The organism is Novosphingobium huizhouense (assembly GCF_020179475.1).
Taxonomy (GTDB): Bacteria; Pseudomonadota; Alphaproteobacteria; order Sphingomonadales; family Sphingomonadaceae; genus Novosphingobium; species Novosphingobium huizhouense.
The window spans coordinates 1,050,052-1,072,679 of the sequence record NZ_JAILXZ010000001.1 but is presented as its reverse complement, the minus strand read 5'-3'; the positions used below and the strand labels follow the sequence as shown (position 1 = coordinate 1,072,679).

The following is a 22,628-nucleotide window of genomic DNA, read 5'->3' as shown; positions in this document are numbered from 1 at the left end:
ACGACGGGTAAGCTTGGGAGTAAGCTTGGCAGGAACGGATGCTGGCACGGCGGGGGTGGCGCTTTCGCTTCGGAACAAAGGTGGAGGCGGCCCAGGGAAAGCCGCCTCCGAGGGAGCGCGGCAGATCAGGCGGGCTCGGACTGCGCCGCCTTTTCCTTCTTGATCGTGCGGCTGGTGCGGCCGTCGATGCCGACCGGCACTTCGCCGGCGACGGTGGCGCGACGCAGCGTGCGGCGCTGCAGGCCGAAATCGGCGACGGCGCGGTGCTGGGTCGACTGGTTGTCCCAGAACGCCACGTCGCCCTTGCGCCAGTTCCAGCGCACGACGTTTTCGGGCCGGGTGATGTGATCCTGCAGGATCTGGAACAGGCGCGCCGAATCCGCCTGGTTCAGCCCGACGAACTGCTTGACGAAGTGGCCGAGCAGCAGGCTGCGCTGGCCCGAGACGGGGTGGACGCGGACGACGGGGTGCTCGGTCTCGTAGACGGTCGAGGCGAAGACGTTGCGGTTGAAGGCCGAGCGGGCGTTCTCCGCATCGGTGTTCTTCGGCGCGTTCTGCAGCACGGCGGCATAGTCGTAGACGTTGGTGTGGACCGCCCAGAGGTTGTTCACCAGCTGGCGCAGCGCTTCGGGCAGGCCGTCGTAGGCGGTCTCGCCATTGGCCCAGAGCGTGTCGCCGCCCGCTTCGGGAATGGTGATCGCGCGCAGGATCGAGCCCTTGGGGTAGGCATCGACGAAGGTCACGTCGGTGTGCCAGCTCGAGGCGGCGTAGCCTTCCTTGCTGTCGAGCTCGAGCAGGTAGCGCGAGCCTTCGGCGACGGGCACGGTGGGGTGGGCGACCGGATCGCCGAAACGCGCGGCGAAGGCTTCGTGGGTGGCGTCGTCGAGATCGTGCTGGTCGCGGAAGAACACCACCTTGTGGCGCACGACCGCGTCCTTGATCGCCTGGACGGTGGTATCGTCGAGATCGCCCGAGAGCGTGACGCCGCGGATCTCGGCGCCGATGGTGCCGGTGACGGGGCGGATGTCGAGCGGCGAGGCGGGGTCCTTGGCGTTGGCGTAAGTCACGATGGCAGTCATTTCAGGTCTCCTTCGGGGCACTTCGGGGGGCGGGGGGGGGGGAGGGGATCATTCGGCGGGCACCAGGCGCGGCGCCTGGTAGGCAAGCTTGCGGCGCACTTCGGCATGGGCGCGACTGTCGAGCGGGAAGCCGGCGACGAGCGCGGCGGCCGCTGTGTGCGCGAGCGCCGGGCCGAGCGCGAAGACGAGGATCAGCGCCTGCAGCGCCTGCGGCGGGTTGACCACGCCGCGCGGGTCGAAGCCGAAGGCCGAGACCAGCGGCAGGGCCACGCCCACCGCGATCGCCCCGCCCAGCTTCTGCGAGACGCTGAACACCGAATAGTAGAGCCCGACGCGGTCCTCGCCGGTTTCGGCGCGATGGTGGTCGGCAATGTCGGCGACCATCGAGCGCAGGAAGAGATTGCCCGAACCTTGGCTCAGGCCCTGCAGCAGGGCGAGCGCAAGCATCAGTCCGAAGCTTTCGGGGGTGAGGAAGACGAGACCGAAGTTGATTGCGGCCTGCACCAGTTCGGCGAGCACGGCGGCACGGCTCTTGCCGAGGCCCGTGCCGATGCGCTGCCAGATCGGCGCGGCGAGGATGCCGAACGAATACTGGAACAGGAACATGCCCGCCGCCCACTCGGGCTTGCCGAAGTAGATCGTGATCACGAACAGCAGCAGCCCGGTGCGCACGCCCTGCCCGGCGGTGACCGCGGTGTCGGAGGCGAGCACGCGCAGCAGCAGCGGATTGGCGAAGACCGCGCGCAAGGTGGCCTTGAGGTCGAACGGGCCCTGCTCATGGCGCGCGGCGCTGCGGTCGGGCAGCGCGGTGAGCGTGAGCCAGAGGCCGGGCAGCGCGGTGCCGAGAACCAGCGTGCCGAACAGCGTCAGCCGCAGCGGGCCGTCGTCGGGACGCAGCTGGTCGGCAATCGCCGGCAACAGCAGCGTGAGGACCAGTGCGGCGGAGGAAAGGAAGGTGAAGAGCGAGGCGATCCGGGTGCGCTGGTGGTAGTCGCCGCTGATCTCGCCCGACCAGGCAAGCAGGGGCGTGACCGTCGCCGCAGCGCCGGTGTAGTAGAGCAGCACGGCGGCGCTGACCCACGGCACGCTCACCAGTCCCGGCGGCGGGAAGAACAGCATCGCGCAGCCGAGGATGAACAGCACCCCGCCGCCCGCGATCCAGGGCCTGCGCCGCCCGAAGCGGCTCACCGTGCGATCGGACAGCGCGCCGATGACCGGATCGAGCAGCGAGTTGAGCACCTGCCCCGCCAGGAACAGCAGCCCGAGCGTCGCGAGCGGAATGCCGTAGTGGCGCGAGAGAATCGCCGGCACGAACGCGATGACCGGCTGCGCGGCGGCGTAGATCGGCACCGCCATCGCCGAAAAGCGGAGGAGCCGCCCCCGGCTCAGGTGTTCGGAAGAGGTGTCTTCCGCAGGCGTGTAATAGGGCATGGGGCGGCTCCTTGCTTGTGGCGGGGATCAGAACTTCGTGCGCAGCGTGGCGCCGATCGTTCGCGGCTCGCCCACCTGGCCGGTGACGACGCCGGTCGCCGCCGCGGAGAGCGAGAGGAAGTAGTCCTTGTCGAGCAGGTTGCGCGCCCAGATCGAGGCGTCCCACAGGCCATCGCCGGTCCTGAAACCGATGCGCGCGTTGAGCAGGCCGTAGCCGGGCACTTCGGCCCAGATCGAATTGCTCGACGAGGTGTTGAACTTCGTGCGGTACGACCAGTCGGCGTGGGCGTAGACGCTCACCTCGCGGCCGCCGAGCTCGCCCAGCGGCGCATTGGCGTCGGCGCCGAGGCTGTAGGCGAACTTGGGCACGCCCGGCAGCTGCTCGCCCGACAGGTCCGCAGCGACGATCTTGGGCAGGCCGACCGGGCTGGGGTTGATCTCGGGCGCGACCGGGGCATTGGTATAGCGCACGTAGGTCGCCTCGGTGTAGCTCGCCGAAGCGTTGAGCTGGAAGCGTTCGCTGACCGCGAGGTTGAAGTCGCCCTCGATGCCCTTCGAGCGGACCTTGGGAATGTTCGCGATGTACTGGCGCGTGACCAGCGGATTGGCCGGATCGACGTCGGTGATCGCGGTCTGGTAGTCGCCGATCTCGGTCAGGAACGCCGCGGCGTTGAGCGTGGCGCGGCGATCCCAGAACTGCGACTTGAAGCCCACTTCGAAGGAATCGACCTTTTCCGGGCGCACCGTCGGATCGGTGATGCTGGCCGGCAGCTGGGTGAGGTTGAGCCCGCCCGACTTGTTGCCGCGCGCATAGGTGCCGTAGAGCAGCACGTCGGGCGCGACCTTCCAGCTGAGCGAGGCGAGGCCCGAAAGGCTGTCGTCCTTGAAGCTCGTCTCGTAGAGAGGGACAACCTTGTTGAAGTTGGCGCGGATGCCCAGGATCGCGGCCTTGGCCGCATCGGGGAAGGCGGAGATGTCAGCCGCCTTGGCCACCCACTGCTGGAAGGTGCCGGTCTTCTCCTCGTGGGTGAAGCGAAGGCCCGTGGTCAGCGTGAGCGCCGGGGTGATGTGCCAGTCGGTCTGGCCGAACACCGCGAAGGTCTTGGTGCGCGGCTCGGAGTAGGAGTTCACCTCGTAGCCGTTGAGCGCGGCGTTCGAGACGGCGGCGGGCACCGCCGGGATGAACCAGGTCGGCGCGGCGGCGCCATAGCCGGTCGCGCCATAGCCACGCACCGTCTGCCAGAAGTAGTAGGCGCCGAGCACGTAATCGAGCGTGTTGGTGCCCTTGCTGGCGAGCCGCACTTCCTGGCTGAACTGGCGCTGGCGGTTGGCCTGCTGCGCCTTGACGATCACCGGCAGCGAGGTGTTGTCGGCATCGTTGGCCGGGTCCCAGTCCCACCAGCGATAGGCGGTGATCGAGGTCAGCGCCGCGCCGCCCAGGTCCCAATCGACCTGGCCCGAGACGCCGTAGCCCGCCATGTTGGCCTGGTAGTGGCTGTCGGATTCGCCCACGCGGTCGAAGGCGTTGAAGCTGGGCGCGGTGTAGCCGGGGAAGCGGGCGATGCGCTGCGCGAAGCTGTTGGGGATGGCGACGCCATCGGTGAAGGTCGTGTTGCTGGCGACGAACAGGTTGAGCACGTTGTGCTGGCGCTGGCGCGAATAGTCGCCGATCACGCGCACTTCGAGGTTCGACGCGGGCGTCAGCAGCGCCTGTGCGCGGATGCTTTCGTTGCGATAATCCTGCGCGCGGGTGCCGTAGGTCTTGTTGTAGGTGAAGCCGTTGTTCTGGCTGATCGCGCCCGAGACGCGCACCGCCAGCAGGTCGGGCACCACCGCGCCCGAGACCGAACCGCGGATCTGGTAGAAGCCGTAGTTGCCGACATGCGCCTCGAACGAGGCTTCGGGATCGAAGCTGGGCTTGCGGCTGGTGATGTTGATCACGCCCGACGTGGTGTTCTTGCCGAACAGCGTGCCCTGCGGCCCTCGCAGCACTTCGATGCTCTCGAGGTCGACGAGGTCGAACTGGGTGAGCCCGACGCGGCCGTAGTAGACGTTGTCGATGTAGAAGCCGACGCCGTTTTCCAGCCCGTCGTTGGTCAGCGCGACGTTGGAGCCCAATCCGCGGATGTTGATGTTGGTGTTGCGCGGGTTGAAGCTGAACACCTGCAGGCTCGGCACCTGCTGCTGGATCTGGCCGAGCGTGAAATCGCCCCGCTTCTCGAGCGCAGCGGCGCTGACCACCGAGACGGCGAGCGGGATGTCCTGGACGTTCTCCTCGCGGCGGCGCGAGCCGGTGACGACGATGCCGCCCTCCTCAGCGCCGTCCGAAGGTGCGAGCGTGGCGTCTGCCGGGGCAGCCTGATCCTCGGCGGCGGCGGCCGCGGCGGCGTGCGCCGGCGCGAGGCCGAAGGCCAGTGCGCTCGCCGAGGCGAACAGCGCGGTGATGGCGGTACGAGCGGTTTTCATTGGTCGATCCCTGAACCTTGTTGTTGGTCTGGCCGGTTGTCGGCGGATCGGGGCGCAACCTGGTCGCTGTCGGGCAGGCCACCGGCGCCGGCCGACGGCTCGACGCCCGCAAGGGCGGCGATGATCTGCTGCAGCGACACGGGATACCGGCCCAGATCGCGCAGGTCGGCCTGCGTCAGTCTGTGCATGGTCGTCTCCTGCCGCGCGAAGGGCGGCCGAAGCGCTGGTGTCGGTGGTGAAGGAACGTCGGCGCGGCCCGATGCGCCCCGTCCAAGGCGGCGCTCAGCGGCTCGTCGCCGGTTCCGTTTGCGCGGGCGTCAGCCGCGCTGGGTGGTCATTCGCATCATGTCACCTCGTAGAAGGAGAGGAACACGACGCCTGGCGCTGTCGCCTTGGTGTCGCGCGCTTTAGCCGTTGGTGACGCGGAGCAAGCTGCTTCCAGATCAAATGCCGCGGTCCAGGAAACCCTTGAATCGAGCGAACGGCCCGGACTCCGTTCTGCTCGGGTTAATCTCTACCTATTTGATAGAACCTCCCCGGTCAAGCGAAGGCTTTGCTTTGCACCGCACAAGCCGCGCTATTCGTCGCGGCGGCCTGCCGCTGCAGGCTGGCGAAATTCCGGAAGGGGAAAATCTGGCAATGCGCGCGGCAGCTCCGGCCATCGGCGCGGCATGGCGAGCCCTGCTGGATTCGAACCAGCGCGCAGCCAAGCCCGCAGCTATGACTTAATCGTGATTATCAGTCACTTCGTATGACACAGCGTGCTGCTAGCTGTGTAACACCGAGTATCCCCGATGGCCATTTACATCCCCCGCGTGATCGAGCGCGACGGCGTGCTCTATTCCAAGCGCCGCGTGCCGAAGGCGGTGGTCGACGCACCCGGAGCATTGCAGCGCTTCTTCAAGGGGCAGAGGGTCTCGAAGGCTCTGGACAAGCGTGCGGAGAATAGCGGTCAAGACCTTCGTCCAACCGCGCAACGGCATTGGCAAGCGGGGTAAAGTCCGGCGGCATGGACCGCTGTTGCCACCATTGCATCTGCACTGGCAAGGACTGTGCGACCGTGGTTTCAGGGGACGTTACCCGTCCGGCGTGCCGAGCAGCACCAGGCGCGCGCCATGCGTCCGTCAACGATCCCGGCAGTATGGAGAGTGAACACCACGTTAAATCGCGTCACGGGGCTGGACTGCCTCAATCTGAAATTCTACTGAATTAGTAGAATTTACGAGGGTGACGTGAGGCGGCTTTTCAGTTTCGTTCTCCTGGCCGGCGCCCCGGCCGCAGGCGCATGGGCTCAGTCGGCAGACTCCTCCGCGACGTCCGACGAACCGATCGTTGTCTTCGGGCGAGGAATCGAACAGGTCGGCACCGCAACTTCGGGATCCGAAGGCGTCGTGGGCTACGCCGACTTCGAAAACCGACCGCTTGCGCGCGTCGGGGAGCTTGCCGAGAGCGTGCCCGGTCTTGTCGCCACCCAGCATTCGGGCGAAGGCAAGGCCAACCAGTTCTTCTTGCGCGGCTTCAACCTCGACCACGGCACCGACCTTGCCGGCACGGTCGATGGCGCGCCGATCAACATGCGCAGCCACGGCCACGGGCAGGGCTATCTCGACCTCAACTTCCTCATCCCCGAACTGGTCGAGCGTATCGACTACACCAAGGGCCCTTACCACGCCGACAAGGGCGATTTTGCTTCGGCGGGGACGCTCGCGTTCACAACGCGCAACCAGCTTGCGACGCCGCTGCTCGAAACAACCGTCGGGACCTACGGTTACCTGCGCGGACTTGCGGCGGGAAGCACCGCGGTTGGAGGGAGCGAATTGCTTGCCGCGCTCGATGTGACCAGGGCCAACGGTCCTTGGGTGCTCGACGAAAGGCTGCGCAAGGTCAATGCGCTCGTCAAGCTATCTGGCCCGACTTGGGCGCTGAGCCTCAGCGGCTACACCAACCGCTGGAACTCAACCGACCAGGTGCCCGAGCGGGCCATTCGCGATGGCCTCATTCCGCGCAACGGTGCGATCGATCCCACTCTCGGCGGGCGGGCAGAGCGTCTGGGCCTGACATTCCAGGCGCACTTCGGCGCGACCGACCTCGCCGCCTTCGCCGTCGCCTCGCGCCTGCGTCTGACTTCGAACTTCACATACCTGCTCGACGATCCGGTCAACGGAGACCAGTTTCGCCAGATTGACCGGCGCGCGGTGTTCGGCGGCTCCATCGTCCATCGCCTCACGCATGGCGCACTCGATGTGCGACTCGGCGGTGACGCGCGATGGGACCGCATCGGCACAGTCGGCCTGTATCGCACTCGCGCTGGCGTCGTGCGCGAAAACGTGCGCGAAGACCGCGTGGATGAGTGGAGTGCCGCCGCCTTCGCAGAGGCCACATGGCGCATTACCCCGGACCTGCGCACAATTGCAGGCTTACGTGGCGATGCGGTCGCCTATCGCGTCCGCTCCGACCTCGCCGCGAACTCGGGCAGTGGCGGCGCGGGGATCATCACGCCCAAAGTCGCGCTCGCCTGGCGCGCATTTCGCGGGGTCGAAGTCTATGCGGATTATGGGGAGGGCTTCCATTCGAACGATGTGCGGGGTGCGACCATCACCGAGGATTTGGCAACGGGCGAAGCCGCCGGCCGGGCTCCCGTGCTGGTGCGCTCGCGCGGGGCTGAGTTCGGCGCGCGGATCGAGCGCGGGACGCTTACGGCGTCGTTGGTCGGGTTCTGGCTCGACCTTGGATCGGAGCTGGTCTTTGTCGGCGATGCTGGCGCCACCGAGCCTAGCGCACCCAGTCGGCGGCTTGGCGCCGAAGCGAGCGTTTTCCTGCGACCAGCAACATGGCTGACCCTTGATGCCGCCGCCGCCCTTACCCGCGCACGCTTCCGCAATGTGGCTGCGGGCGCAGACCGCATTCCAGGCGCAGTGTCCGAGGTGTTCAACAGCGGCGCCGGCGTGCAAGCGGGGCCGAACCTCGTCCTGGCATTGCGCGCACGCCATTTTGGCAGCGCGCCGCTGATCGAGGATGGTTCGGTGCGGTCGCGACCGACAACCCTGTTCAACGCGGGTGCCTACTGGACGCACAAGGCGCTGCGCGTCTCGCTCGATGCGCTCAACGTGTTCGGCTCGACTGCACCCGACATCAGCTACTTCTATGCGTCGCGCCTGCCCGGTGAGCCAGTTGAAGGCGTCGAAGATCGTCATGTCCACCCAGTCGAACCGCGCCAAGTGCGTCTGACGCTGCGGTATGCATTCTGAACCAGCAGCATTGTCGCGCGCCTTGCCGAACGCTTCGCCGGGGTCGCATACTGGGTCGGTCATCGCGAGGGCTGGTGCATCGCACCAGCGGATGCGGAGCCTGCTGTGATCATCTTCCCACTCGACCCGCCGATGAAATGCTTCGTCTTCCAGGACGACGACATGGGCGAGCGATCACCGAGCTCTCGCCCTGGCTGCTCACCGGCCCCAAGGTCCGTCTGCGCGAGCTGATGGACGCAGGCTGGGATGGCGTCGGCGTTCCCGGTGAGAACGGCGAGTGGACGATCATCCCGGTCGAGGAGTTCGCCAAGCATAGCGGAGGCTGACGCAGCTCCGCATGGCGCGGCGGGAGCCTGGACGACATCTTCGCGCCACGTGCCTGCCGGCGATCTCGTAGTGCCCATTTATGGCGCCGCGGCCGTATCCCGCAGAGTCATGCAGGCAGGCGCAAACAACCCACAGCGTCGGGCCGATCTTCAACTCAAGGCGCGAGCTTCAGCTGGTTCTCGTCATGGACTGCATCGGCACCGTCACACCATCAGGCGGTAACCAACGCCGGGCTCGTTGCGGATAGCGCTCGCTTCCACATCGACGTCTTCAAGCTTCTTCCTCACCCCACGCGCGGCAACGCGAAGATACTCGACATCATGATCGTGGCCTTCGCCCCACACGGCACGCAACAGCTGGGTGTGCAGGATCACCCTTCCCGGGTGTCGGCAAAGTTCGGCAAGGAAGCCGTATTCCTTTGGCGACAGATGCACGTCGACGCCTCCCCGAGTGACACGGCGGGATGCAAGATCGACGACGACATCGCGGAAAGCAACTGCACCTTCCTCCCGTGTCGCGCGGCTGCGCGCGCGCAGCGCCACGCGAATGCGGGCCTGGACCTCCTCGGTGTCGAAGGGCTTGGTCACGTAGTCGTCGGCCCCGAGATCGAGTGCGCTGACCTTTTCCTCCGTGGCATCGCGCGCCGAGACAACGAGCAGAGCTGCACCGGATGCCTTGACCGGCGCAACCAGCTCGAGCCCGTCACGATCGGGTAGGCCCAGGTCGAGGAGAACCAGTTCAGGCTTGTCGATCGCGAGCGACGCAAGCGCCGCGCGTGCGTCAGGCGCCTCAATCACCGCGTAGCCTGCTGCGGCCAGGCTGCCGCGCAGTAGCCGGCGGATGGCGGGCTCGTCGTCGACAACGAGAACCTTTGTTCGCATGGTCATGCTGCCTCGCCCACTTCGCGTAGCCGATCTGCCGGAAATCGGATCGTGAAGCGTGCTCCGCGTCCTTCGACGCGATTGGCGGCGGTGACTTTGAGCCCCATTGCCTCGGCAAAACCACGCACAATCGCGAGACCGAGCCCGGTGCCGCCCTTGCGGTCGGACCCTTCGATACGATGGAATACTTCGAACACGCGCTGCTCCATGCCGACGGGTATGCCAGGTCCTTCATCGCAAACCGACAGCTCTAGCCCGTCGCCAAGGCGCTTTGCAGACACGAAAATCGGTCCCTCGCGACCGCCATGCCGCGCCGCGTTTTCAACCAGGTTGATCAGGCAGTGATGGAACAGGCGCGGATCGACGAGCACCAGCGGCAGATCCTGATCAATGCCGAACCGAACTTCCTGGGAGCCGAGGGTTCCACGCAAATCGCGCACGGCAGCGGCGGCCGCCTCTGCCAGATCGACCGGCTCGATATGCAGGTCGATTGCGCCAGCCTCGACCCGCACCATGTCGAGCAGGTTGGCGACAAAGCGGCGCAGCCGCTCGGCTTCTCCCCGTGCCAGCGCAACGATTTCGCGTTGGTCTGGTTCGGCCGGAGACAAATCCCGCAAAAGCCCCAGCACTGCGGTCAAGGGCGTGCGCAGGTCGTGGCCGACCGAGGACAGCAGGGCTGCGCGCAAGCGATCCCGTTCCTCCAGCGTCCTGACGGCGGCCGCTTCGCGTTCGAGGCGGATGCGCTCAAGCGCTAACGACGCCTGGTCGGTCAAACTCGTGAGCAGCGGCAGTTGATCTGCGCGCACTGGCACAGCCGCATCAGTCCGCGCGACACCGAAAACGCCCAGCGCTGTTTCGCCTGCCGCAAGCGGAGTGAACAGCCATTCCGAAGCCGTCAGTGTGCCGGCTCCGCGCCCGGCGGGCGTCTGGTTGGCAAAGCTCCATTGTGCGGCGGCATTGTCGAGCACTTCGAGACGGATCGGCTTCGACATCGCGACAATCTCAAGCTCTCCCTGTCGCGGGAGGAGGAGAACGGCGTTCGTCTCAAGCAGATGTGCCGCCTGCTCGCACAACAACTGCCCTACCTTTGCGGCCTCTTGCGCGCCGGTAAGCAGCCGCGCGAACCCGGCGAGCGCTGCGCTCTGCCGGGCGCTTTGCGCAGCGAGAATCGCCTGTGCGCGCAGGCGTCCGGCAAGCTGGCTGGCAACGGCGGCGACGAGCAGCAGCACGCCAACCGTGATCACGTTCTGGGGATCGGCAATGGTGAAGGTGCCCGTCGGGGGAATGAAGAAGAAATTGTAGGCAAGCGAGCCGATAACGCCCGTGACGATGCCAGTCGCAAGCCCGTATCGGGTGGCGGCAAGAAGCACCGGGAGAAGGTAGAGCAACCCCACGTTGGTGATGTTGTCTCCGGCGGAAAAGATCGCCAACCCGAGGACGGTGACGAGGGCGGTGGTGAGCAGCGAAGGCAACCAGCCCGGTATCGCCGGACGTCCCGGCTTCCACTGTCTTGCTGAAGGTGCTCTCCGCGTCGAAATCTGGACGAGGTGGATCGAAAGCTCGGGTAGGCGCCGCGCAAGCGGCCGCACGCTCAATCGACGTTGCCAGGGCAACCGGCGTGGCTGTGGCCGGCCCAGCACAAGCATCGTGGCGCGCGTGTCGGCTGCCGCCAGGGCAAGACCTTCGACGACGCTTTGACCGGGTAGAGACAGGACCTGCCCGCCGAGCATGCTCGCAAGATGCATTGCATCGGCAAGATGCCGTGCGGTGTCCGGCGCGCGCTCTGACGTCGTTTCGACATGAACGACTGTCCACGGCGCGCGCAGCGCATCGGCAAGCCTTTTGCCCGCCCGCACGACCTCGCCCGCGACCGGGTTGGCGCCGACGGCAACCAGCAGGCGTTCGCCAACGGCAAACGACCCGCCGGTTGCCGAGGCGCGCAGATCATCGAGCATCTGTGCGTCGATTGCCTGCGCTGCGCGGCGCAGGGCAAGTTCGCGCAAGGCGGAGAGGTTCGATTTCGAGAAGAAATGATCGAGCGCGCGCGCCGCTTCGTGGGGAACGTAGACCTTGCCCGCCTTGAGCCGGGCGATCAGTTCGTCCGGAGGCAGGTCGACGACTTCGATCTCGGCATTGTCGAGCAGGCGGTCGGGCACCGTTTCGCGGACCCGGACATGGGTGAACGAGGCGACGACATCGTTGAGGCTTTCGACGTGCTGGATGTTTAGCGTTGTCCAGACGTCGATCCCGGCGGCGAGCAGTTCCTCGACATCCTGCCAGCGCTTGTCGTGCCGGCTGCCTGGCGCGTTGGTGTGCGCGAATTCGTCCACCAGGACCAGCGCCGGGTGGCGGGCGAGGATGGCGTCGAGGTCCATCTCCTCGAGCGGCTGGCCACGATGCGCGATGCGCGCGCGGGGCATGATCTCGAACCCGGCAAGCTGTGCCTGGGTTTCGCTACGGCCATGGGTTTCGACGACCCCGACCACGACGTCCAGCCCGCCCGCGCGGCGGGCAGCGGCGTCGCTCAACATCTCGTAGGTCTTGCCGACGCCCGGAGCCGCCCCGAGGAAAACCTTGAGGCGGCCGGTGCTGTCGCGCGCGGCGGCGCGCAACAGGGCGTCTGGATCGGGGCGGGCTGGGCTCACGTCGGTCCGTTTGCCCCCGAAGCGGCCATCGCGTCGAGCGCGATGTTGAGTTCGAGCACATTGACGCGCGGTTCACCCAGAAGGCCGAGCAGCGGACCTTCGACATGATCCTGCACCAGCGTGCGGACGCGCGCTTCGGGAAGGCCGCGCGCCCTGGCGACGCGGCTCACCTGAAGAAAGGCCGCCTCGGGGCTTACATGGGGGTCGAGCCCCGAGGCGGAAGTGGTCACCAGGTCAGGAGGAACGAGGGAACCCGGTGAGGATGGGATGGACTTGAGCGCATCGCGCACACGGTCGCGCAGAGCCTGCGAGGCAGGGCCCAGGTTGGAGCCGGACGAGGCCGCGGCGTCGTAACCATTGCCGGCGGCCGAAGGGCGGCCGTGGAAGTAGCCGGGCGCGGCGAACTGCTGCCCGATCAGGTGCGAGCCGACGACCTTGCCACGCTCCACGATCAGGCTGCCATTGGCTTGCTGCGGCATGGCGACTTGCGCCACGGCGGTGATGGCGGCGGGATAGGCAAGGCCGAGCAGCCCTGCAAAAAGGCCGGTCATGACCAGTGCCGGACGCAGGCTGGCGGCGAATTCCTTGAGCATGGAAGCGGTCCTTCAGGCGAGGTGGAGCGCGGCGACGACGAGGTCGATCGCCTTGATGCCGATGAACGGGGCGACGAGGCCGCCGAGGCCGTAGACGGCAAGGTTGCGGGCAAGCAGCGAGCCGGCGTCCATCGGGCGGTAGCGCACGCCCTTGAGCGCGAGCGGCACCAGCACGGGGATGATCAGCGCATTGAACATGATCGCCGAAAGGATCGCGCTCTGTGGGCTGGCCAGCCGCATCACGTTGAGCACGCCGAGCTGCGGGTAGAGCACGATGAACATCGCCGGGATGATCGCGAAGTACTTGGCGACATCGTTGGCGATCGAGAACGTGGTCAGCGCACCGCGCGTCATCAGCAACTGCTTGCCCAGGCCCACGATCTCGATCAGCTTGGTCGGGTCGCTGTCCAGATCGACCATGTTGCCGGCTTCGCGCGCGGCCTGGGTGCCGGTGTTCATCGCGACGCCGACGTCGGCCTGGGCGAGCGCGGGGGCATCGTTGGTGCCATCGCCGCACATCGCCACAAGCTTGCCGCCCTGCTGTTCGCGGCGGATCAGCGCCAGCTTGTCCTCTGGCGTCGCTTCGGCGAGGAAATCGTCGACGCCGGCTTCGGCGGCAATGGCGGCGGCGGTCAGCGGGTTGTCGCCGGTGATCATCACGGTGCGGATCCCCATGCGGCGCAATTCAGCAAAGCGTTCGCGCACGCCGGCCTTGATCACGTCCTTCAAGGCGACGACGCCCAGCAGCACGCCGTCCGATGCAACCGCCAGCGGGGTCTGCCCGGCGCGGGCGATGGTTTCGGCAATCTGGCGCAGTTCGGCGGCTGTCGCGCTGCGTTCGCCCTGCGGGTTGGCGCGCAGGATCGCATCGACCGCGCCCTTCTGCACGAGGCGTCCGTTGTGGGCGAGGCCGGAGATGCGGGTCTGCGCGGTGAAGGGGATCACTTCGGCGCCGTCGGGCACGCCCTGGCGGACAAGGCCGTGCAGTTCGCCGGCAAGGCGCACGATCGAGCGGCCTTCGGGCGTTTCGTCGGCAAGGCTGGCCAGCAGGGCCGCTTCGGCGAGCGTTTCGGGCATGACGCCGGACAGCGGGCGGAAGGCGCTGGCCTGACGATCGCCGATGGTGATCGTGCCGGTCTTGTCGAGCAGCAGGACATCGACATCGCCCGCCGCCTCGACCGCGCGGCCGGACTTGGCGAGGACGTTGAAGCGCACCAGGCGGTCCATGCCGGCGATGCCGATGGCCGACAGCAGGGCCGCGATCGTGGTCGGGATCAGCGTGATCAGCAGCGCGGCGAGCACGGCCACCGGGATGCGGCCACCGGCATAGTTCGCAAAGGCGGGGATCGTGCCGACCGCGATCAGGAAGATCAGCGTGAGCCCCACGAGCAGGATGGTAAGCGCGATCTCGTTCGGCGTCTTCTGCCGCTGCGCGCCTTCGACAAGCGCGATCATGCGGTCGAGGAAGCCTTGCCCCGGCTCCTGCGTCACCCGCACGACGATGCGGTCGGAAATGACGCGGGTGCCGGCCGTCACGGCGCTGCGATCGCCGCCGGCTTCGCGGATCACGGGCGCGCTTTCGCCGGTGATCGCCGCCTCGTTGACGCTGGCAACGCCTTCGATGACTTCGCCGTCCGCCGGGATCAGGTCTCCGGTTTCGACCACCACGGTATCGCCCCGGCGCAGTGTTGCGACGGGCACCTGTTCGCCCGAAGGCAGGCGGGCGACGAGATCGGACTTGGTGGCGCGCAGAGATGCAGCCTGGGCGCGGCCACGCCCTTCGGCCAGCGCTTCGGCAAAGGTGCCGAACAGGACCGTCAGCCAGAGCCAGACGATCAGCTGGAGCTGGAAGCCGAGCGAAAGGCCGCTGCCGCCGACGAACACGAGCGCGCTGAGCAGCGCGGCGACCACGGCGGTTGTGAACAGCACCGGGTTCTTGACCAGCTCGCGCGGGTTCAGCTTGCGGAAGGCGTCGCCGATGGCGGGCAAGACAAGCTCGCCCGAGAACATCGACGTGGCTTTGGAAGTTTCTTGGGACGCTGATTGGGACACGTTCGTGGTCCTCAGTAAAGCTTGCCGGAAAGCAGGGTCAGGTGGTCCGCCACCGGGCCGAGCGCGAGCGAAGGCAGGAAGGTGAGGCCGCCGACGATCAGGATCGTGGCGACGAGCAGCCCGATCCACAGGCCGCCGGTGGTCGGGAACGATCCCGAAGTCGCGGGGGTGTGCTTCTTGGCGGCAAGGCTGCCGGCGATCGCCAGCACGGGGACGATCACCAGGAAGCGCCCCAGCCACATCGCAACGCCAAGAAGGCCATTGTAGAAGGGCGTGCCAGCCGTAAGCCCCGCAAAGGCCGAGCCATTGTTGCCGGTGGCCGAGCTGAAGGCATAGAGCACTTCGGAGAAGCCATGCGGTCCCTTGTTCAGGGGGCCTGCAAGACCCGCCGGCAGCACCACGGACAGCGCGGTGAAGCCCAGGATGCAAAGCGGCAGGATGACGATGGCCAGCACCGCCAGCTTGACCTCGCGCGCCTCGATCTTCTTGCCGACGTATTCGGGCGTGCGACCGACCATCAGCCCGGCAATGAACACCGCGAGCAGGGCATAGAGCAGGAAGCCGTAGATCCCCGACCCGACGCCGCCGATCACGATTTCGCCCAGCTGCATGTCGAACATCGGCACCAGGCCGCCGATCGCGGTGAAGCTGTCGTGCATGGCGTTGACCGCGCCGCAGGATGCAGCAGTGGTGAGGACCGAGAACAGCGCGCTCGCGGCAATGCCGAAGCGCACTTCCTTGCCTTCCAGGTTGGCGCCGGCAAGGCCGATCTGGTGCAGCGCGGGATTGCCCGCCGCTTCCTGCCAGTAGGTGACCGATGCGCCGACGAGGAACAGCGTTAGCATGGCGGCAAGGATCGCCCAGCCCTGGCGGCTGTTGCCGACCGCCTTGCCGAAGGTGAAGGTAAGCCCCGCGCCGAGCACGAAGATCGACAGCATCTGGATCAGGTTGGTCAGCGCGCTGGGGTTTTCGAACGGGTGGGCAGAGTTGGCGTTGAAGAAGCCGCCACCGTTGGTGCCGAGCATCTTGATCGCTTCCTGGCTGGCGACGGGGCCAAGCGCGATCGTCTGGCGCGCGCCTTCCAGCGTCGTGGCATCGATGCTGCCCGCGAAGGTCTGCGGCACGCCGCAAAGCACCAGGAACAGAGCATAGAGGATCGAGGCGGGCAGCAGCAGGTAGAGCGTGACGCGGGTCATGTCGGCCCAGAAGTTGCCGACCGTCTTTGTCTCGGTGCGCGCAAAGCCACGGAGCAGCGCGAAGGCGATGGCGATGCCGGTCGCGGCCGACAGGAAGTTGTGGATCGTCAGGCCCAGCATCTGCGACAGGTTGGAAAGCGTCGCCTCGCCCGAATACCACTGCCAGTTGGTGTTGGTGACGAAGGCGATGGCCGTGTTCATCGCGCCATCCGCGCCGACGCCGGCAAGGCCGCGCGGATTGAGCGGCAGCACGCCCTGCAGGCGCAGGACGGCGTAGGTGAACAGCGTCGTCACCAGCTGGAACATCAGCATGTGCAAGGCATAGGCCTGCCAGCTTTGCTGGCGGTCGGGATCAATGCCGGACAGGCGATAGAACCCGCGCTCGATCGGGCCGGCGACGCGGTGAAGCGGAGTGGTGCGGCCTTCGTAGAGCGCGAAGAGCCACTGCCCGAACGGCTTGGCGAGCAGCGCGACAAGCGCGGCGAAGCCGAAGATGAGGAGCCAGCCGGAGAAAGTCATGACGGTGGGCCCTTCTCAGAACCGCTCTGGCCGCAGGAGCGCGACCACGAGATAGACAACGAGGCCCGCCGCGGTGATCGCGGCGAGCAGTTCGGGCAGATGCATGGGAAAAGTCTCCTCAGGCGCTTTCGCAAAGACGCAGGAAGGCGAGCGTGGCGAGCACAAGGCCGGCGAGAATAGCGAGCCAGACAAGATCGCTCATAACCTGCGCACCCCGCGCACAGGCAGCCACGAGCGTGGTGGAGCGGGCTGTGGCTTCAACAGTTCGGCACCGGCAACGATCAGGCAAAGGCCGCTCCACAGCGCCACGACCACGGCAAGCGCCGCCAAGGCAGAGTGCGGACTACCCGGTCCGTGGAGCAGGTCTTCGTTGCGCTCGACAGCAAGCAGTCCTGGAAGGGCGCCCAGCACTGCGAGGCCACTGAAGCGAATGACCAGGTCAAACAACCTGGGATGGGAAACGGCGGCGTTGCCGATCCGCTCTGCGAATAAGTCCATGCGAACGTTCCTCTGGTGTGAGGAGCGATGTCGGACGAACCTCCCTTAAGGTTCCACGGCGATCTCGACGCTGCAGATAAAGGTTCCGTAAAGCAGCACGGGGCTGGACGCTGGGCCGACTGCCCTGACACTCCGCCTTCGAGATTGATCGCCGCGTCAGGGACCAGCTGTATAAAGGGGGGGGGCAAACGGAGCGATTTCCAACCTCGGCGGATAGGCACCGTCGGGGTGGCAATCGGCGTTCCAGCTAGGACATCGACCTCTTGGGCAGGAGATGTAGTAGGCTGATTTTGTTGTGTTCTCGGACCATTTCCCACCCGCATCCATCGCAGCGATGCGTCATGGTGAGCTCATCGACAATGACACGAGGTCACCGATCAATGGCTCGAGTATTCCTGGCGTCCGACCAATCCTGGCGCACCCCGCTGACGATCGTCGTGCGCGACAACGACGAAGCATTCCGCATGGCTTACCTCTGGAGCGAGGCGCATGGGCAACTTGGCGTTCGGCGGCATGACGCCCGATGCGCAGCGCAAGTTGATCCAGAAAGCGATTGAGGCTTCGCTTAAGGGGGCGCGAGTTCAGGAACCTGCGAAGGCCCTGCCGATGCTTTCGCCGCCGGGCATGCCGAAGGGGGCAGTACCCCCGCCCCCGCCGGGGTTCAGGTTGGACTAGGTGCTAACGTCCCTATTGGCTCTAATGCCCTATTCGGCTGACATCTCAGCTTGCGGCCAGAGGCCGTCCATTGCAGCGTGGTAAAACTGGACAGGCAGGGGTGGGCCTATGGATGTAGAAGCAGAGTTAGTGAGGCGTCTGGCAAAGCGAAAATTAGCACGGATCCGGCGAGCGTACGATCTCACCACGGAGCAAGGCGTTTCATGGTCAAAATAGCTAACCGCGTCGCTATTAGGCTTGAACGGCGCCGGGGCGCTGGGTATCCTTAACACGGTAGATAAGCTGCGAAATCCGCAATTCGCGGCCGCAACCTTCGTCCTTGGGATCGTGTTAGCTTTGCTGTCAGGTTGGGCACTGCAACTGATCTACTTTCGCCAAAGTTCATTTGCCGAGGATGCGGAAGACTACTGGCAACGTGCGGAAGACGAAGGCGCCGTCGATGAGCAGGCTCACCAGCGGCTAGTCAGGGATGCTGCAAAGGCTCTCGCTGGTCGCGGGTTCCCCCGACTCTAGGCTTTATGTCGGGGCTAACGTTCGTCGTGGCAACTGTCGTCGCTGCGTTCGCCGGGGTGAGTGCCAAGTGACGCCGTGCTTACTCCGTGCTTACTCCGTGTTTACCATGGCTGGAAAACGCTATTCAATCCGGCCTTTCTCGACCATTCAAAAGTTGCGGTTTTCTGCAATGGTGAGCCCTGCTGGATTCGAACCAGCGACCTACTGATTAAAAGTCAGTTGCTCTACCGACTGAGCTAAGGGCCCGCGCCTTGCGGTGCGCCGTCATCGTGCGCGGCGCCGTGCGGCACTAGGGGCGCGGGTCGTGCGGGTCAAGCGGGCGCGCAGTTGCCCGAGCGTGAGGCCGGTCAGCGGATCGCGCCAGTCGCGTGCGATCCGCGCGGCGGGGCCGAGCACGAAGGCGCGCTCGCGGAACGCGGGATGCGGTATGGTGAGCGCCGCATCGGACCAGGCGCCTCCGCTCCACAGCACGAGGTCAAGGTCGAGCGTGCGTGCGCCCCATCGCCGGCCGCGCCGGACCCGGCCGAAATCGTGCTCGATCGCCTGCAACAGCGCGAGCAGCGCGCGCGGGGCGAGCGGCGTTTCGACCACCACCGCGCCATTGGCGTAGAGCCGCCGCGACGGCCCGAGCGGGGCGCTCGCCAGGACCGGCGCCGTCGCCAGCACCGCCAGCCCCGCCGCGTCGAGCGCTGCCACCGCCGCAACCAGCACGGCGCGCGGCAGCCCGTGCCGCGCGTGGCGCACGTTCGACCCCAGCGCGACGAGATAGCGCTGGCGCTCCAGCGTCAGACGTCCTCGGCGAGGCGGCCGTAGAGCTGCGGGCGACGATCGCGGAAGAAGCCCATGCCGGCGCGATGCTTCGCCGCTTCGCCAAGGTCGATCGTCGCGACGAGCGTGCCGGTTTCCTCGGCGCCGTATTCGGCCAGGAAATCGCCCCACTGGTTGGCGATGAAGCTGTGGCCGTAGAAGCGCTGGTCGCCCTCCTCGGTGCCGATGCGGTTGGCGGCGATCACCGGCATGCAGTTCGACGCCGCATGGCCGAGCATCGCGCGGCGCCAGATGCGGCTGGTGTCGAAGCTTGCGTCATAGGGTTCGGAGCCGATCGCGGTGGGATAGAACAGCAGCTCGGCCCCCATCAGCGCCATCGCGCGCGCGCATTCGGGATACCATTGGTCCCAGCACACGCCCACACCGATGCGCGCGCCGAACACGTCCCACACCTTGAACCCGGTGTTGCCGGGGCGGAAATAGAACTTCTCCTCGTAGCCCGGCCCGTCGGGAATGTGGCTCTTGCGATAGGTGCCCATGACCTCGCCGTCGGGTCCGACCATCGCCAGCGTGTTGTAGTAATGGTGGCCGTCGCGCTCGAAGAAACTGGTCGGGATGGCGATGCCCAGCGCCTTGGCAAGCTTGCGCATTTCCTTGACCGAGGGATCCTCGTCCAGCGGATGGGCGAGCGCGAACAGCGCTTCGTCCTCGCGGCTGCAGAAATAGGGCCCGGCGAAGAGCTCGGGCGGCAGCACCACTTGCGCGCCCTTTTGCGCGGCCTCCTCGACCAGCGCGGCGACCGCGGCGATGTTGGTCTGCTCGTCGGCGTCGAGCGCGAGCTGGAGGGCGGCGACGGTGATGCTGGTCATGCGCCGGACCTAGGCGTCCGACGCCGACAATTCAATCGTGGCCGTCAGCCGCGCTTGCGGAACAACAGCGTCATCCGGTCGCTTTCGCCGATCGCCTGCAGCCTCGCCTTCTCGGCATCGTCCTTCACGCCGTCGAGCGAGGGTGGCAGGGTCCACACGCCTCCGGGCCAGTTCGCCGGGTCCTTCGGGTTGGCATTGACTTCGCTCGCGCCGACGAGCGCGAAACCCTTCGCTTCCATCAACCGGACGAGGTCGGCCTCGCGCAGATAGCCCTTGCTGCCATCGACATAGGCATCGGGCGCGTCGGGCCGGGCGCGGTGTTGCTCGATGCCGAGCAGGCCGTCGGGCTTGAGCAGATCGCGCATCGTGGCGATCTCGACGTCGGCGGTCTTCGAGCGGAGCAGGTTGTGCATCGCGCGCATGACGAGGATGCGGTCGAACGTGCCCTTTTCGCCGGCCGGAACCGCGCCGAGCGAGAAGGCGGCGAACCGGTCGGCGGGCTGCGCCGCCCAGCCCGCAACCTGCGCGGGGAACTTGTCGACCGCGGCCTGCGTGGCCGCCTGCCGCTCGGCGCCCGCGCTGCCGACATCGGCGAACAGCCCGACGAGCTTGCCCCTCGGCGCGAGATAGATGCCGAGCAGGCGCGAGTACCACCCGCCCCCCGGCGCATATTCGCCGACCTTCATCGCCGGGCCGACGCGGAAGAACGCCAGCGTCCGGTCGGGCTTGCGGTAGACATCGCGCGCGGCATCGGCCGCACGCAGCGGGCTGGCGACGGCGGCCGCGAGCGCGGGATCGATTGCGGGCACGGGCGCCGGCATCGAAGCGGGCATGGAAGCGCGGGCGAGCGCCGGATCGGGCGCGCCCTGCGCGACGACGGGCGCAACGAGGGCGGCAGCGGCGAGGGCGGCAACAGCGAGGGCCGGAAGCAGGGCACGGCGGGAACGGCGCATCGGGATTCTCCTCGGGACCGGTGACAAGCGCGGGATCGGTGCCTATCTTCGGCGCACTTCAGGAGAATAAAGCGCATGAGCGAACAAGCAACGGCCGTCCTTGCCGGAGGCTGCTTCTGGTGCACCGAAGCGGTGTTCCGCGACGTGATCGGCGTGGAACGCGTCGAAAGCGGCTATATTGGCGGCACCAAGGCCGATCCGACCTACAAGGAAGTGTGCTCGGGCAACACCGGCCACGCCGAGGCGATCCGTGTCACCTACGATCCCGCGACGATCAGCTATGCCCAGCTGCTCGACATCTTCTTCGCCACGCACGATCCGACGCAGCTCAACCGCCAGGGCAACGACATCGGCACGCAGTACCGCTCGGCGATCTTCCCGCTCGACGAGGCGCAGCGCGCCGAGGCGCAAGCCGGGATCGAGCGCGCCCAGGCCGAGCGCGAGGGCAAGATCGTGACCACGATCGAGGGCCCCGCGACGTGGTATGCCGCCGAGGACTACCACCAGGAGTATTGGGAAGGCGAAGGCCAGCGCAATCCCTACTGCCTCGCGGTGATCCCGCCCAAGCTGATGAAGCTGCGCAAGAGTTTTGCGAACAAGGTCAAGGCCTGAAGGATATCGCTGCGTGCGGGTGGCCGGCTCAGGCCGCCTTCACCCAGCGCGCCGCGAAGAAGCCGTCGATCCCGCCTGCTCCTGCGAGCATGCCGGGATCGGCGCGGAACCAGCCCTCGTCCGTCGGCGCGAGGCCGCCCGGCAGTTCGTCGGCGCGGATCGGCGCGGGGCGCAGCGCACGGACCCATTCGGCCTGGCGCTCGCCCTCGGCCGGCTCGAGCGCGCAGACCGCATAGACCAGCGTACCGCCGGGCCGCAGCGCCCCTGCGGCGCGTTCGAGGAGATTGCGCTGCAATTCCTCGAGCCCGGCGAAGTCGGGCTGGCGCAGCAGCACGTCGGGGTGGCGGCGGCAGGTGCCGGTGGCCGAGCACGGTGCATCGAGCAGCACCGCGTCGTAGATCTCTTCGGGCCGCCACTGCATCGCATCGGCCGCGACGATCTCGACATCGGCTTCCAGCCCGACGCGCCTGAGGTTGGCGGCAAGCCGTTCGAGCCGCCGCGCCGATTTGTCGAGCGCAGTCACCTTCCACCCGGCGGCGGCGAGCTGCATCGTCTTGCCCCCCGGCGCCGCGCACAAGTCGAGCACGCGGCGACCGGCGCCGGCGCCAAGCAACCGCGCCGGCACGCTCGCGGCGAGGTCCTGGACCCACCACGCGCCTTCGGCGAAGCCTTCGATCGCTTCGACCGCCCCGGCCCGCGCCAGCCGGACATGGCCTGGCATCAGCGCCTGGCCGCCCAGCCGCTCGGCCCATTCCTCGGTCCGCGCGCCATCGCGCAAGGTCAGGTCGAGCGGCGGCGGCTCGGCAAGGCCCGCGGCAATCGCCTCGATCCGTCCGGGCCAGGCCGCGCGCCAGCGCGCCGCCACCGGCTCGGGCAGCATCGGCGCCGCGGGCAGGCCCTGCCCGGTCTTGAGCACCGCCGAGAACACCCCGTGCGCCAGCCGCCGCGGCCCGCCGGCAAGCAGCGGCAGGCCGGTCGCGATCACCGCGTGCGGCGGCAGGCCCAGCCGCAGCGCCTGGGCCAACATGATCCGCAGCACGCTGCGCGCCTTGGCGTCGTCGGGGAGCGCCTGGCGGGTGGCGCCATCGATCAGCGCGTCGAGATCGGCGAGCCAGCGCAGCGCTTCCTGCGCGATCGCGGTGGCGAGCGCCCGGTCGTCGCCGCGTTCGATCGCGCGCAGGATCGGCGGCGCGCTCTGGTCGAGCGGCTCGCCCCGGCGCAGCACGGCATCGAGCATGCGCAGCGCGGCGCGGCGGGCGGCGAGCCCGGCAATGTCGTCGTGGGGGGATGCGTTCATCGCCCG

Annotated in this window: 19 protein-coding genes and 2 tRNA genes; 4 read left to right on the top strand and 17 right to left on the bottom strand. The window is 67.2% G+C overall.

The features are described from left to right. Nucleotides 1–125: 125 nt before the first annotated feature. The 5 genes from K3A85_RS05325 to K3A85_RS05305 form a co-directional block, all read right to left on the bottom strand. Entirely contained in the window at nt 126–1,079 is a 954-nt protein-coding gene (locus tag K3A85_RS05325) for a TauD/TfdA dioxygenase family protein (RefSeq protein ID WP_225205444.1), read from the bottom strand. Nucleotides 1,080–1,127: 48 nt separating this feature from the next. Continuing rightward, nucleotides 1,128–2,510, bottom strand: coding sequence for an MFS transporter (locus K3A85_RS05320; protein ID WP_225205443.1), 1,383 nt, complete (start codon nt 2,508–2,510; stop codon nt 1,128–1,130). A 27-nt stretch (nt 2,511–2,537) separates the two neighbouring features. After that, complete coding sequence (locus tag K3A85_RS05315; RefSeq protein WP_225205442.1) at nt 2,538–4,976, bottom strand: TonB-dependent receptor; 2,439 nt, start codon at nt 4,974–4,976, stop codon at nt 2,538–2,540. After that, on the bottom strand, nt 4,973–5,164 hold the full coding sequence (locus K3A85_RS05310) for a hypothetical protein (RefSeq protein WP_225205441.1): 192 nt from the start codon (nt 5,162–5,164) through the stop codon (nt 4,973–4,975). The genes K3A85_RS05315 and K3A85_RS05310 overlap by 4 nt, the downstream gene beginning before the upstream one ends. A 484-nt stretch (nt 5,165–5,648) precedes the next feature. Continuing rightward, nucleotides 5,649–5,787, bottom strand: a tRNA-Ile gene (locus K3A85_RS05305). Between K3A85_RS05305 and K3A85_RS05300 the strand changes: the two genes are divergently transcribed. The 3 genes from K3A85_RS05300 (at nt 5,771) to K3A85_RS05290 (ending at nt 8,550) form a co-directional block, all read left to right on the top strand. Further along, nucleotides 5,771–5,974, top strand: coding sequence for a hypothetical protein (locus K3A85_RS05300; RefSeq protein WP_225205440.1), 204 nt, complete (start codon nt 5,771–5,773; stop codon nt 5,972–5,974). The genes K3A85_RS05305 and K3A85_RS05300 overlap by 17 nt on opposite strands. Before the next feature lie 234 nt (nt 5,975–6,208). Continuing rightward, nucleotides 6,209–8,224, top strand: a complete 2,016-nt coding sequence (locus tag K3A85_RS05295; RefSeq protein WP_225205439.1) for a TonB-dependent receptor — start codon at nt 6,209–6,211, stop codon at nt 8,222–8,224. Nucleotides 8,225–8,361: 137 nt separating this feature from the next. Further along, complete coding sequence (locus K3A85_RS05290) at nt 8,362–8,550, top strand: hypothetical protein (protein WP_225205438.1); 189 nt, start codon at nt 8,362–8,364, stop codon at nt 8,548–8,550. Between the two features lie 204 nt (nt 8,551–8,754). On the opposite strand, the gene K3A85_RS05285 is transcribed toward K3A85_RS05290, so the two are convergent. The 11 genes from K3A85_RS05285 to K3A85_RS05235 form a co-directional block, all read right to left on the bottom strand. Then, entirely contained in the window at nt 8,755–9,438 is a 684-nt protein-coding gene (locus tag K3A85_RS05285) for a response regulator (protein WP_225205437.1), read from the bottom strand. Continuing rightward, on the bottom strand, nt 9,435–12,077 hold the full coding sequence (locus K3A85_RS05280; RefSeq protein WP_225205436.1) for a DUF4118 domain-containing protein: 2,643 nt from the start codon (nt 12,075–12,077) through the stop codon (nt 9,435–9,437). Before K3A85_RS05280 ends, K3A85_RS05285 begins: the two co-directional genes overlap by 4 nt. Then, on the bottom strand, nt 12,074–12,670 hold the full coding sequence (gene kdpC, locus K3A85_RS05275; RefSeq protein WP_225205435.1) for a potassium-transporting ATPase subunit KdpC: 597 nt from the start codon (nt 12,668–12,670) through the stop codon (nt 12,074–12,076). The genes K3A85_RS05280 and kdpC overlap by 4 nt, the downstream gene beginning before the upstream one ends. A 12-nt stretch (nt 12,671–12,682) precedes the next feature. Beyond that, the gene (gene kdpB / locus K3A85_RS05270) at nt 12,683–14,722 is read right to left on the bottom strand and encodes a potassium-transporting ATPase subunit KdpB (RefSeq protein ID WP_318248065.1); all 2,040 of its coding nucleotides are present in this window, start codon (nt 14,720–14,722) and stop codon (nt 12,683–12,685) included. A gap of 11 nt (nt 14,723–14,733) precedes the next feature. Then, nucleotides 14,734–16,437 (bottom strand): potassium-transporting ATPase subunit KdpA, encoded by a 1,704-nt coding sequence (kdpA, locus tag K3A85_RS05265; protein ID WP_225205433.1) that lies wholly within the window; start codon nt 16,435–16,437, stop codon nt 14,734–14,736. Between the two features lie 15 nt (nt 16,438–16,452). Continuing rightward, complete coding sequence (kdpF, locus tag K3A85_RS05260) at nt 16,453–16,542, bottom strand: K(+)-transporting ATPase subunit F (RefSeq protein WP_225205432.1); 90 nt, start codon at nt 16,540–16,542, stop codon at nt 16,453–16,455. A 93-nt stretch (nt 16,543–16,635) separates the two neighbouring features. Next, nucleotides 16,636–16,935: a hypothetical protein gene (locus K3A85_RS05255; RefSeq protein WP_225205431.1), complete on the bottom strand. Its 300-nt coding sequence runs from the start codon at nt 16,933–16,935 to the stop codon at nt 16,636–16,638. Between the two features lie 1,358 nt (nt 16,936–18,293). Beyond that, nucleotides 18,294–18,369 (bottom strand) — tRNA-Lys (locus tag K3A85_RS05250). Between the two features lie 18 nt (nt 18,370–18,387). Next, nucleotides 18,388–18,906 carry a 2-amino-4-hydroxy-6-hydroxymethyldihydropteridine diphosphokinase gene (folK, locus tag K3A85_RS05245; protein WP_225206011.1) on the bottom strand — a complete coding sequence of 173 codons (519 nt, stop codon included), beginning with the start codon at nt 18,904–18,906 and terminating at the stop codon, nt 18,388–18,390. Nucleotides 18,907–18,908: 2 nt separating this feature from the next. After that, a complete protein-coding gene (aguB, locus tag K3A85_RS05240) occupies nt 18,909–19,760 on the bottom strand; it encodes an N-carbamoylputrescine amidase (RefSeq protein WP_225205430.1) in 852 nt (283 codons plus the stop codon). Between the two features lie 44 nt (nt 19,761–19,804). Then, entirely contained in the window at nt 19,805–20,713 is a 909-nt protein-coding gene (locus K3A85_RS05235) for a class I SAM-dependent methyltransferase (protein WP_225205429.1), read from the bottom strand. Nucleotides 20,714–20,788: 75 nt separating this feature from the next. Here K3A85_RS05235 and msrA point away from each other — a divergent pair, with 75 nt between their 5' ends. After that, nucleotides 20,789–21,325 (top strand): peptide-methionine (S)-S-oxide reductase MsrA, encoded by a 537-nt coding sequence (msrA, locus tag K3A85_RS05230; RefSeq protein WP_225205428.1) that lies wholly within the window; start codon nt 20,789–20,791, stop codon nt 21,323–21,325. 28 nt (nt 21,326–21,353) lie between these two features. On the opposite strand, the gene K3A85_RS05225 is transcribed toward msrA, so the two are convergent. Beyond that, nucleotides 21,354–22,622, bottom strand: coding sequence for an RsmB/NOP family class I SAM-dependent RNA methyltransferase (locus K3A85_RS05225; protein ID WP_225205427.1), 1,269 nt, complete (start codon nt 22,620–22,622; stop codon nt 21,354–21,356). Nucleotides 22,623–22,628 lie beyond the last annotated feature (6 nt).

What these genes read in the sequence shown, in the direction of transcription:
- K3A85_RS05325 (WP_225205444.1), bottom strand. Translation starts at nt 1,079, where the DNA reads ATGACTGCCATCGTGACTTACGCCAACGCCAAGGACCCCGCCTCGCCG.
- K3A85_RS05320 (WP_225205443.1), bottom strand. Translation starts at nt 2,510, where the DNA reads ATGCCCTATTACACGCCTGCGGAAGACACCTCTTCCGAACACCTGAGC.
- K3A85_RS05315 (WP_225205442.1), bottom strand. Translation starts at nt 4,976, where the DNA reads ATGAAAACCGCTCGTACCGCCATCACCGCGCTGTTCGCCTCGGCGAGC.
- K3A85_RS05310 (WP_225205441.1), bottom strand. Translation starts at nt 5,164, where the DNA reads ATGCACAGACTGACGCAGGCCGACCTGCGCGATCTGGGCCGGTATCCC.
- K3A85_RS05300 (WP_225205440.1), top strand. Translation starts at nt 5,771, where the DNA reads ATGGCCATTTACATCCCCCGCGTGATCGAGCGCGACGGCGTGCTCTAT.
- K3A85_RS05290 (WP_225205438.1), top strand. Translation starts at nt 8,362, where the DNA reads ATGCTTCGTCTTCCAGGACGACGACATGGGCGAGCGATCACCGAGCTC.
- K3A85_RS05285 (WP_225205437.1), bottom strand. Translation starts at nt 9,438, where the DNA reads ATGACCATGCGAACAAAGGTTCTCGTTGTCGACGACGAGCCCGCCATC.
- kdpC (WP_225205435.1), bottom strand. Translation starts at nt 12,670, where the DNA reads ATGCTCAAGGAATTCGCCGCCAGCCTGCGTCCGGCACTGGTCATGACC.
- kdpA (WP_225205433.1), bottom strand. Translation starts at nt 16,437, where the DNA reads ATGACTTTCTCCGGCTGGCTCCTCATCTTCGGCTTCGCCGCGCTTGTC.
- kdpF (WP_225205432.1), bottom strand. Translation starts at nt 16,542, where the DNA reads ATGCATCTGCCCGAACTGCTCGCCGCGATCACCGCGGCGGGCCTCGTT.
- K3A85_RS05255 (WP_225205431.1), bottom strand. Translation starts at nt 16,935, where the DNA reads ATGGACTTATTCGCAGAGCGGATCGGCAACGCCGCCGTTTCCCATCCC.
- aguB (WP_225205430.1), bottom strand. Translation starts at nt 19,760, where the DNA reads ATGACCAGCATCACCGTCGCCGCCCTCCAGCTCGCGCTCGACGCCGAC.
- K3A85_RS05235 (WP_225205429.1), bottom strand. Translation starts at nt 20,713, where the DNA reads ATGCGCCGTTCCCGCCGTGCCCTGCTTCCGGCCCTCGCTGTTGCCGCC.
- msrA (WP_225205428.1), top strand. Translation starts at nt 20,789, where the DNA reads ATGAGCGAACAAGCAACGGCCGTCCTTGCCGGAGGCTGCTTCTGGTGC.
- K3A85_RS05225 (WP_225205427.1), bottom strand. Translation starts at nt 22,622, where the DNA reads ATGAACGCATCCCCCCACGACGACATTGCCGGGCTCGCCGCCCGCCGC.